Genomic DNA, 1,653 nt, shown 5'->3' with positions numbered 1-1,653 from the left:
TAACTTCAAGGCTGGAAGAGGACAGCCGTTTACACAAAATTATTGACGGTCCCGAAAAAATTAGAGAATGCTATAAAAGCATATGAGCCAAATGATTTTCTAGAGAGTATTATAACATTATTAAATACAGCGCTAATAGACCACTTTGAACCTAATCAACGATCTTAGTATAATCTGAGGAGCTTTTTTTATTTTTGGGATAGCCCTTTTCTTTATCTGTAAAATCTTTTAGAATCTTTATCCCTTGATCAATGCCCTTTCACTAAACATAATGACGATTATGAGAAGTCATTATGGTAACTGGATTGATCTTTTCTTTTCATTGAAGTCGGCCTTGTTGCTTTTATAACATATCCTTACCAATGCTAGCTTTTGACAACGTCGTTGAATAAAAGAAAAATCAGTGGTTTTCTTACTTAATAGTGATTTTTTGATTTCTCCGGATGAAAAGGATCATCGAGCCACAGACAAATGATCGTTTCAAAGGCCCCTTTCATTTGTTGAAACTCCTTTTCTTCTTGCCCCCACTTTTTTATCCTTAACAACCAATTCATCTTTGTTATCGAAGCCAGCCCTCCTGTTGGCTTTTTTAGGAAACATTCGAATTATATTTTTGTTTCATCATTTGTCATCGCCAACCACACGCGATTTTCAGCATAACGGACGATTTCCTGGACGAGGGGGATGGATAATCCCAGGCGGCCACTGACATCAAAAAGGGCCTGGCGCTGAAATTGTTCTCTTACCGGGGATTCCTGTTGGCTCCAGGCCTGTCGCCATGCCTCCCATACCTGGTATTCCATCGTATGCAACACATACCGAGCCTGATAAACCTCCTCGTCGATATACGGCAAACGGCCGGCGACCGTTGTTATGCAAACACACTCCCAACGTAACATGGTTTTCCTCCTTTTAAATGACTTAGGATACCTGCGCATTAAAAGGAAAGACGAACGAACAAAAAAGTTTTCATCCCTCCTTTATCTCCTATTTCTTTGCATGGCATCGTCCTCCACGTCCTAAGCAGATATTCGTTTTCCATAATGTAAAAAATGTTCTCTTTTCGTGCTGAAAATTATTTCCGCAGGTCTTAAATGATTTGATGGTGACTTCAAAGCATCAAAAGCGAAGTCTTGATAATTGTTACCATCATTCTCTTGTGAAATGTCTGCGGTAATAGTGATGATTTCGGCATCGTTCCTGTGATAATGACAGTAGGTTTTTGTTTCTTCCAATGACGGTTCATTAATATCTACAAGCGCCAAAGAGGGCCCTTCTTCTGCCGCTGTGGCAGCTGTTTCCTTACCCAACCCCGAGCCAGCACCAGTAATAAGAACCACTTTGTTTTCCAAACGATGGGACAATGTAAATAACTTCCCTTTTTATTATTTTTACATAGGTATTATTCCCTATTTTTGACTATTTACACCTAGTATTTAACAAATCAGAATTAGATATATCGTCTATAGATCAACATGGTTTTGAATCTTTTTATGTTTTGGGTTCTACTATATGCTTTTAATACACTTATTTAAGTAGTTCATTACGTCTAAAACTCTTAACTTCTGGACAATACTCGAAACACCCCGTTTTTGACAAAAAAAACGGGGTGTTTTCTATCTAAAAGTTCGTCTATAATGAAAAGTACAATAG

2 protein-coding genes are annotated in these 1,653 nt (G+C 38.1%); both read right to left on the bottom strand.

What is annotated here, in order from left to right; genetic code table 11:
• Positions 1 to 605: 605 nt before the first annotated feature.
• Entirely contained in the window at positions 606 to 899 is a 294-nt protein-coding gene (locus G548_RS0116830; RefSeq protein ID WP_022795303.1) for a hypothetical protein, read from the bottom strand.
• A gap of 120 nt (positions 900 to 1,019) precedes the next feature.
• Positions 1,020 to 1,364, bottom strand: coding sequence for an SDR family NAD(P)-dependent oxidoreductase (locus G548_RS0116825; protein ID WP_022795302.1), 345 nt, complete (start codon positions 1,362 to 1,364; stop codon positions 1,020 to 1,022).
• Between the last annotated feature and the right edge of the window lie 289 nt (positions 1,365 to 1,653).

This window comes from Marinococcus halotolerans DSM 16375 (assembly GCF_000420725.1).
In the GTDB taxonomy this organism is placed as follows: domain Bacteria; phylum Bacillota; class Bacilli; order Bacillales; family Marinococcaceae; genus Marinococcus; species Marinococcus halotolerans.
The sequence above is the reverse complement of the archived record's forward strand: the minus strand, read 5'-3'. Positions and strand labels throughout refer to the sequence as shown.